The 8,227-nt window shown below is 56.8% G+C and carries 9 protein-coding genes; 8 read left to right on the top strand and 1 reads right to left on the bottom strand.

Annotation, left to right across the window (positions count from 1 at the left end; genetic code table 11):
* Positions 1 to 1,274, top strand: a 1,274-nt coding sequence (locus tag H6B10_RS02160; RefSeq protein ID WP_204649274.1) for a Sapep family Mn(2+)-dependent dipeptidase, incomplete at its 5' end; no start/stop codon positions are given.
* Between the two features lie 67 nt (positions 1,275 to 1,341).
* On the opposite strand, the gene H6B10_RS18675 is transcribed toward H6B10_RS02160, so the two are convergent.
* On the bottom strand, positions 1,342 to 1,476 hold the full coding sequence (locus tag H6B10_RS18675; protein WP_275951048.1) for a hypothetical protein: 135 nt from the start codon (positions 1,474 to 1,476) through the stop codon (positions 1,342 to 1,344).
* 265 nt (positions 1,477 to 1,741) lie between these two features.
* On the opposite strand from H6B10_RS18675, the gene rsxC reads away from it, so the two are divergent.
* From rsxC to H6B10_RS02125, 7 genes are all read left to right on the top strand, one after another.
* Positions 1,742 to 3,100, top strand: coding sequence for an electron transport complex subunit RsxC (gene rsxC, locus H6B10_RS02155; protein ID WP_204649273.1), 1,359 nt, complete (start codon positions 1,742 to 1,744; stop codon positions 3,098 to 3,100).
* Positions 3,101 to 3,103: 3 nt separating this feature from the next.
* Positions 3,104 to 4,072, top strand: coding sequence for an RnfABCDGE type electron transport complex subunit D (locus H6B10_RS02150; protein WP_204649272.1), 969 nt, complete (start codon positions 3,104 to 3,106; stop codon positions 4,070 to 4,072).
* Positions 4,072 to 4,653 carry an FMN-binding protein gene (locus tag H6B10_RS02145; RefSeq protein ID WP_204649271.1) on the top strand — a complete coding sequence of 194 codons (582 nt, stop codon included), beginning with the start codon at positions 4,072 to 4,074 and terminating at the stop codon, positions 4,651 to 4,653. Before H6B10_RS02150 ends, H6B10_RS02145 begins: the two co-directional genes overlap by 1 nt.
* 2 nt (positions 4,654 to 4,655) lie before the next feature.
* Positions 4,656 to 5,348, top strand: a complete 693-nt coding sequence (rsxE, locus tag H6B10_RS02140; protein ID WP_204649270.1) for an electron transport complex subunit RsxE — start codon at positions 4,656 to 4,658, stop codon at positions 5,346 to 5,348.
* Positions 5,345 to 5,986 carry an electron transport complex protein RnfA gene (locus H6B10_RS02135; protein WP_204649269.1) on the top strand — a complete coding sequence of 214 codons (642 nt, stop codon included), beginning with the start codon at positions 5,345 to 5,347 and terminating at the stop codon, positions 5,984 to 5,986. The genes rsxE and H6B10_RS02135 overlap by 4 nt, the downstream gene beginning before the upstream one ends.
* A gap of 18 nt (positions 5,987 to 6,004) precedes the next feature.
* Positions 6,005 to 6,841 carry an RnfABCDGE type electron transport complex subunit B gene (locus H6B10_RS02130; protein WP_204649268.1) on the top strand — a complete coding sequence of 279 codons (837 nt, stop codon included), beginning with the start codon at positions 6,005 to 6,007 and terminating at the stop codon, positions 6,839 to 6,841.
* 153 nt (positions 6,842 to 6,994) lie between these two features.
* The gene (locus H6B10_RS02125) at positions 6,995 to 8,149 is read left to right on the top strand and encodes an FprA family A-type flavoprotein (protein ID WP_204649267.1); all 1,155 of its coding nucleotides are present in this window, start codon (positions 6,995 to 6,997) and stop codon (positions 8,147 to 8,149) included.
* Positions 8,150 to 8,227 lie beyond the last annotated feature (78 nt).

The following is an 8,227-nucleotide window of genomic DNA, read 5'->3' as shown; positions in this document are numbered from 1 at the left end:
CCTTTGGCGCAGGCCCCAAGGCCGCACTGGACAAAGCGCTGGAAATTGCGGCCGAGCTGGGTTTGCAGACCTGCAATGCCGAAGGATATATCGGCTGGGCCGAGACCGGCACCATTGCCGAGGGCCAGAAATACCTGGCCACGATTACTCATACCGACGTTGTACCGGAAGGTAACGGCTGGGATGCCGACCCGTATACGGTACGTGTGCGGGATGGCTGGATTCTGGGCCGCGGCGTGGCCGATGACAAAGGTCCCAGCATCCTGTGCCTGTATGCGCTGAAATATCTCAAGGATAGCGGTGCGGAACTGAAATACCCTGTCCGTGCGCTGTTGGGAACCAACGAGGAAACCAACATGCACGACGTGGATTATTACGCCGGGCATTACCCGATGCCTGCCTTCTGCTTTACGCCCGACGCGGAATTCCCGGTCTGCAATGGCGAAAAAGGCGGCTTCAATGGTGAAATCGTCAGCCCGGTGCTGAATGATGGTGTCATTCTCTCCTTTGCGGGCGGTGTGGCACGCAATGCGGTGCCGGACCGTGCCAGCTGCACGGTGCGTGTGGCACCCGATCAGATCAAAGTCATCGAGGGTGTGACGGTGGAAGCCGGCGAAAACGGCACGACCGTGCTGCACGGCTGGGGCAAGAGCGGTCATGCGGCTATGCCGGCCGGTACGGTCAATGCCATTGGACTTCTGGTAGACTGCCTGCTGCAGAGTGGCGTCTGCACGCCGCAGGAGCAGGCTTACCTGCAGGTGCTGCATACGCTGCACGCTGCTACGGACGGCAGCACTCTGGGCATTGCCGCCGACGACGGCCTGTTTGATCCGCTGACCATCATTGGCGGAACGATTGAAATGAAGGACGGCGTAATCCGCCAGAGCTTCGACTGCCGGTATCCCACCAACACAGATCCCGAAAAGATGACTGCTGCGCTGGAAAAAGTCTGCGGAACAGCTGCACATCTGGAGAACCTGACCAGCCGCGTGCCCTTCTATATTGCAGCGGACAGCCCGGCCATCCAGACGCTCATCAACACCTACAACGATGTAACAGGGGAGAACAAGACCCCCTTTACCATGGGCGGCGGCACCTATGCCCGTCATTTCCCCTATGCGGTCAGCTTCGGTCCCGAGCATACCGACCTGGAGATCCCTGAATTTGCAGGCCCGATGCATGGTGCAAACGAGGGCGCTCCCTTTGAGAAGCTGATGGAAGCACTGAAAATTTATATTCTGGCACTGCTGCGCCTGCAGGAAATCGACCTGTAAGCAAAAGAGCAAGCACAATCCTGTAAAAAACCGTCCCGGCATCCGTAAGGAGCCGGGGCGGCTTTGTTTAGTCGTCATATTGATACAATGTAACGTAGTTGGCCTGTTTGCGGCGCTTGCGGCGGCCGCATAAAAATGCCATAAAGGTCAGCAGGCCACCGGCTGCAATCAAAAGGGCCAATACCTTGCAAAAATGTTTCATACCTGCCTCCTTGAAGAGAAAAATCACTGTATAACGATCGTTAGCACCATACTACCATAAAAACCGAGAAGATGCAAGCATCGTACATCCTTTGCAACATTTGCGCAAATTGTTGCAGAAATTGCGTAATCGGTCAAAATGCAAGTCTTTGTCTGACATGAAAACTTGACTTGTTTTTTTAACATGGTAAAATAATTAGGTATACTTCGACGTATTGCAGGAAGAGCGATCTCCTTTGGGGGAGAACCGGCAATGCGAAAGAAAAATGAGAAATGGGGGAAAAAGATTGTTCAAATCCCTAAAGCGTTCCGCCAAAGGCGCGAGCGTGCCGCATGTGAAGGCGACAGCCGGGCAGCCGACCGTTAAAATGCCGGTCCCCGAGCACGTCATCATTCCCATGTCGATGCACATTGGCGCACCCGCGGAACCCGTCGTCAAAAAGGGCGACACGGTCATGGTTGGCACCTTGATCGGCAAAGCGGGCGGCTTTGTCAGTGCCAACATCCACTCCAGCGTATCGGGCACTGTGCAGGATGTTGCGCCGATGCGTATGGTCAACGGTGCGATGACCACTGCGGTGGCCATCAAGACCGACGGTCAGCAGACGGTGGACCCGGCCTGTGTACCGCCGGAGGTCACGGACAAAGCCAGTCTGCTGGCGGCCATTCAGGCCTGTGGCCTGGTGGGCGTCGGCGGTGCCGGCTTCCCGACCCATGTCAAACTGGCGGCGGATACCGTTGATACGCTGCTGATCAACGCGGCAGAGTGTGAGCCTTACCTCACTACCGACTGCCGCGAAATGCTGGAATGCAGTGATACGATCATTTCCGGCATTGCCGCAGTCATGAAGTACTGCAATATCCCCAACTGCATCATCGGCATTGAGCGCAACAAGCCCGAATGCATCGACCTGATGTGCTCTCTGGTGCGTAAGATGCCCGGCGTTACCGTCAAGCCGCTGCCCACGCGTTACCCGCAGGGCGCCGAAAAGACGCTGGTGGAAACCTGCACCGGCCGGGAAGTGCCGCAGGTAGGTCCTTCCGGCAAGCCGGGTCTGCCTGCCGATGTGGGCTGCATCATCATGAACGTAACCAGTGTTTCCACGCTGGGCAAATTCCTCAAGACCGGTATTCCGCTGATCACCAAGCGCGTTACCGTGGAAGGGGATGCTATTGCCAAGCCGCAGAATGTGGAAGTACCCATCGGTACGCTGTACCGTGACGTGATCGAAGCCTGCGGCGGCATCAAACCTGATGTGGAACTGGGCAAAATCATTTTTGGCGGCCCCATGATGGGCGGTGCCGCTCCCAGCGCCGACTTCCCCGTATTGAAGCAGAACAACGGCCTGCTGCTTTTCAGCAAGAAAGCCGCCAGCCTGCCGGAAGCATCTGCCTGCATTCGCTGCGGCCGCTGCATCGATGCCTGCCCCATGGGTCTGGAACCCGTTGTGGTGGCAGAGGCTTTCAATAATAAGGACTTTGACACCCTCAAGGCGCGCTGTGTTGATCTGTGTGTGGCTTGCGGCAGCTGCAGCTATGCCTGCCCGGCCAAGCGTCCCGTCAGCCAGACCATGACGCTGGCCAAGGCGTGGTATATGGGTGAACTGCGGAAAGGAGGCAAATAACAAATGGAAGAACGTTTGCTTGTAACTGCCTCGCCGCATATCCGGGATCATTCCACGACCCGTGGCCTGATGGGCAATGTGGTCATCGCCCTGCTGCCCTGCGTGCTGGCATCGGCCCTGATCTTCGGCGTGCAGGCGTTGGTACAGGTGGTCGTAACGACCTTTGCCTGTGTGGCGTTTGAGTACATTTATGAGGTTCTGCTGCATAAGCAGAACACGGTGGGGGACCTCTCTGCCGTGGTTACCGGTATTATCCTGGCATTGAACATGCCGGTGGGTATGCCGCTGTGGATCGCGGTGGTAGGTGCGTTTGTGGCCATCATCATCACCAAACAGCTGTTTGGCGGTATCGGTTATAACTTCGCCAACCCCGCTCTGGTCGGCCGTATTGTGCTGTTCCTGGGCTTTACTGCCCGTATGACGGCGTATGTCTACCCCGATATGGCGGTGGATTCGCTGGCTTCCGCCACGCCGCTGGCTTCTTCGGTGGACCTGAGCACTGTCAATTTTATGGATATGTTCCTGGGCCTGCATGGCGGTATGCTGGGTGAAACCTGCGTCCTGGCCATCCTGGCCGGCTTTGCCATTCTGCTGGCTACCGGCACCATCCAGGCTACCATTCCCGTCAGCATTGTGGCAACCTGCTACATCCTGACGGCCCTGTACACCGGTGATCCCTATGTGGCGCTGATGGAGTGCATGGCAGGCGGTCTGCTGTTCGGTGCGGTGTTTATGGCGACCGACTATGTGACCAGTCCCTTCACTACCAAAGGAAAACTGTTCTACGGTATCTTTATTGGTCTGCTGACCTTCCTGATCCGTCACTTTGCCAGCATGAATGAGGGCATGAGCTTTGCCATCCTGCTGGGCAACCTGATGGTGCCGTGGTTCAATGCCTGGGGCCATCAGGTGCCGCTGGGCTTCAAGAAGGCCAAAAAGGCCAAAGCAAAAAAGGAAGGGGGTGCTGACTGATGGCAAACAACCAGACCCCGGAAAAGCAGAGCGCCTTTAAGGAACTGGTGCTGCCGGTCATTGTACTGGTGGTCATCTGCCTGGTGTGCAGCGCCCTGCTGGCGGTTTTGAATGACGTGACCGCCCCGATCATCGAAGAAAACACCAAGGCGGAAACCCTGGCTGCCTATCTGTCGGTATTGCCCGAAGGTACGACGGAAGGGGACCTTACCGAAGTGGAAGGCATTGATCCTGCCACAGGGGATGTGCAGGGTGCTGTGACCACCTCTGCCGGTGCAGCTGCGGTCAAGGCAGCTTCCAGCGGTTATTCCGGCAAGGATGTCACCGTTTACGTGGCATTCGATGCCAACGGTGCCATCACCAACATCAGCGTGGATGCTTCCACCCAGACCACCGGCATCGGTTCCAAGGTGGCGGATGACAGCTTCACTTCAGGCTTCATTGGCTGGAATGGCGGCGCGGTGTCCAGCGGCTCTCCGGTGGACGGCATCGCCAGCGCGACGTATTCCAGCAACGCGGTCTTTTCTGCCGTCAACGCGGCCATCGACTGCTACACCAATCAGATCAAAGGGGGCGAGTAACGATGGCTGAAAAACCGAGCAAATGGAAAGTATTTACTGCGGGTATCATTCGTGAAAACCCCGTTCTGCGCCTGGTGCTGGGCTGCTGTTCCGCACTGGCTGTTACCACCACAGTTTCCGGCGCTGTGGGCATGGGCCTGTCCATGACCTTCGTGCTGGTCTGCTCCAACATTGTTATCTCGGCACTGCGCAAGGCCATTCCCGCCAAGGTGCATCTGCCTTGCTACATTGTGATCATTGCCACCTTCGTTACGGTGGTTCAGATGGTCCTGCAGGCCTTTGTGCCGGAACTGTACAAGTCGCTGGGTGTTTTCCTGGCGCTGATCGTCGTTAACTGCATCATTCTGGGCCGTGCCGAGATGTTCGCCTGCAAGAACACGGTGGTAGACTCTGCCCTTGACGGTCTGGGCATGGGCATCGGTTACATCCTGACCATGGCGCTGATGTCCTCCATCCGCGAGATCATCGGCAGCGGCACCTGGCTGGGCATTACGGTCATTCCCGAGAGTGTGGACCGTATGACGGTCATGAACTCCGCACCCGGCGGTTTCTTCGTGTTTGGCTGCCTCATGGCCGGCTGCGTCTGGCTGGAGCGCAAGCTCAACAAGCCCATTGAACGCAAGACCTGCGGTGATGTGATGCTGGACCAGGTCGACGCCGCCAAGGCCGAACAGAAAGGGGGCGCTGAAGAATGAGTTCCCATATCGCAACATTTGCCACGATCTTCTTCAGCATGATCCTGGTCAATAACTACGTTCTGGTACAGTTCCTCGGCATCTGCCCCTTCCTGGGCGTTTCCAAGAAACTGGATTCCTCCTTCGGCATGGGCATGGCTGTTATCGTGGTCATGGTCATTGCCACGGCAGTTACCTTCCCGCTGCAGATTTTCCTGCTGGACGCTTTCAACCTGGGCTACATGCAGACCATCATTTTCATTCTGGTCATTGCGGTCCTTGTCCAGCTCATTGAGATCACCCTGAAGCGTTACGTCCCGGCTCTGTACCAGTCCCTGGGCGTGTACCTGCCGCTGATCACCACCAACTGCTGCGTGCTGGGCGTTACCATCCTGGCCGTGCAGGACTACTCTGCGGTTGTTACCCAGTATGGTTTTGGTCTGGCCTATGCCGAAGCACTGGTCTGTGCTGCGGGCGCAGGCGTTGGCTTCCTGGTAGCCATGCTGCTGTTCTGCGGCGTGCGTCAGCGCGTGGAAAACTCCAACCCGCCCGAAAGCTTCAAGGGCTTGCCCATTACGCTGGTTTCTGCGGCCATCACGTCGCTCAGCTTTATGGGCTTTGGCGGCCTGGTGGAAAACATCATCAACGCGATTCTGTAAGAAAGGGGAATGGAAAGAATGAACCCGATCGTATTGGCTATCGTCGTGCTGGTGGTGCTGGGCCTGGTTGGCGGCTTTATCCTGGTGCTGGCCTCCAAGTTCATGGCTGTGTATGAGGACCCCCGCATTGCCCAGATTACCGACTGCCTGGCCGGTGCCAACTGCGGTGGCTGTGGCTATGCCGGTTGTGCCGACTATGCAAAAGCTATTGTGGAAGATGGTGCCCCCACCTTCAAGTGTGCCCCCGGCGGCGACAAGACGGCGGATGCCATCAACCGCATTATGGGTGCGGAAGAATCCGACCGTCCCAGCATGCGCGCTACGGTGATCTGTGCCGGCGGCGAAAACTGCGGCAAGCGGTTTGATTACAAGGGCATCCAGACCTGCGCAGCGGCTGCAGCTGTGGCCGGCGGCCCCAGTGCCTGTTCGTATGGCTGCCTGGGCCTGGGTGACTGCACCCGCGCCTGCAAGTTTGATGCCATCCATGTGATCAATGGTGTGGCGGTGGTCGACCGCAGCAAGTGCACCGGTTGTACCGCCTGCACGGCGGTCTGCCCGCGCAAAGTCATCCAGATGAAGCCCATTGCACCCCAGCCCGTTGTCAAGTGCTCCAACAAGGATAAGGGCGTTGTGGTCAATAAGACCTGCAAGGTGGGCTGCATTGCCTGCGGCCTGTGTGTGCGCAACTGCCCGCAGCAGGCAATCTTCCTCAAGGATAACGTGGCCGTTATCGATTATACCAAGTGCAACGGCTGCGGTACCTGTGTGACCAAGTGCCCCAAGAAAGCCATTCAGTGGGTGGAAGGCGCTCCGCGTCCCGTGGATGCGCCGGTTCCCGCACCGGAAGTGCACTAACTTTCGCAACATGTTCCCCGCCGCAAGGCGGGGAATTTTTTGTGTTCTTTGCAATTTTTTTCTCAAAACAGGGGACAGATGCGTTTGTATATGTTATACTATCCTGTGGAGAATCTTTTGTTTACTTATAAAAGTTCGAGGAGGTTTACCAAAATGGAAATCACCAAAGATATTTTGTATGTTGGCGTCAACGACCATGACGTGGACCTGTTTGAGGGCCAGTACAAAGTGCCCAACGGCATGGCATACAACTCTTACCTGATCCAGGATGAGAAAGTTGCGGTTATGGACTCCGTCGATGCGCATTTCACCGATGCATGGCTGACCAATATTGCGGCAGTCCTGGGCGGCCGTACGCCGGATTACCTGATTGTGCAGCACATGGAGCCTGACCACTCCGGTTCTGTGTACGCCTTTGCACAGGCTTACCCCAACACCCAGATCGTGGCGTCTGCAAAGGCTGTTGCCATTATGCAGCAGTTCTTTGATACCGACTTTACCAGCCGCTGCCTCATTGTCAAAGAGGGCGACACGCTGGAACTGGGTACCCATACTTTGCATTTTGTCACAGCGCCCATGGTGCATTGGCCTGAGGTTATCATGACCTATGATGCCACTGCCAAGGTGCTGTTCAGCGCGGATGCCTTCGGCAAGTTCGGTGCGCTGGACGTTGAGGAAGAGTGGCTGCCCGAAGCCCGCCGGTATTACATTGGCATTGTGGGCAAGTATGGCCCGCAGGTTCAGGCTGTCTTGAAGAAGGCTGCCGGCCTTGATATCGAAACGGTCTGCTCTCTCCATGGTCCGGTCCTGCACAAGGAACAGCTGGGCGATGTGCTGGCTGTGTACGATGCCTGGAGCGCTTACCGCCCTGAGACGGAAGGCGTACTGGTGGCGTACAGCTCCATCTACGGCCATACCAAAGAAGCCGCTGAAATGCTGGGCGAAGAGCTCCGCAAGAAGGGCATGGATGTTACGGTTATGGACCTGGCCCGCAGCGATATGTCGGAAGCAGTGGCCCAGGCTTTCCGTTACAGCAAGCTGGTGCTGGCATCCCCGACCTACAACGGCGAAGTGTTCCCGTTTACCCGCAGCTTTATCGAGCATCTGACCGAGCGTAACTACCAGAACCGCACGGTGGGTATCATCGAAAACGGCACCTGGGCACCCACGGCCGGCCGTGTGATGCGTAAAATGCTGGAGAACAGCAAGAACCTGACGATTCTGGATCAGACGGTCAGCATCAAGAGCGCCCTCAATGCCGCCAGCAAAGCCCAGGTGGAAGAACTGGCCGAGGCACTGAGCAAGTAAAATAACGTTTCCAAAAAACTCTCAAAAATGGGGTTGACAAAACGGTATAAATGCCGTATAATATCTATCGTTGACCCC

Source organism: Gemmiger formicilis (assembly GCF_016901605.1).
Taxonomy (GTDB): Bacteria; Bacillota; Clostridia; order Oscillospirales; family Ruminococcaceae; genus Gemmiger; species Gemmiger formicilis_B.
This window is presented reverse-complemented; position numbering and strand designations above follow the sequence as displayed.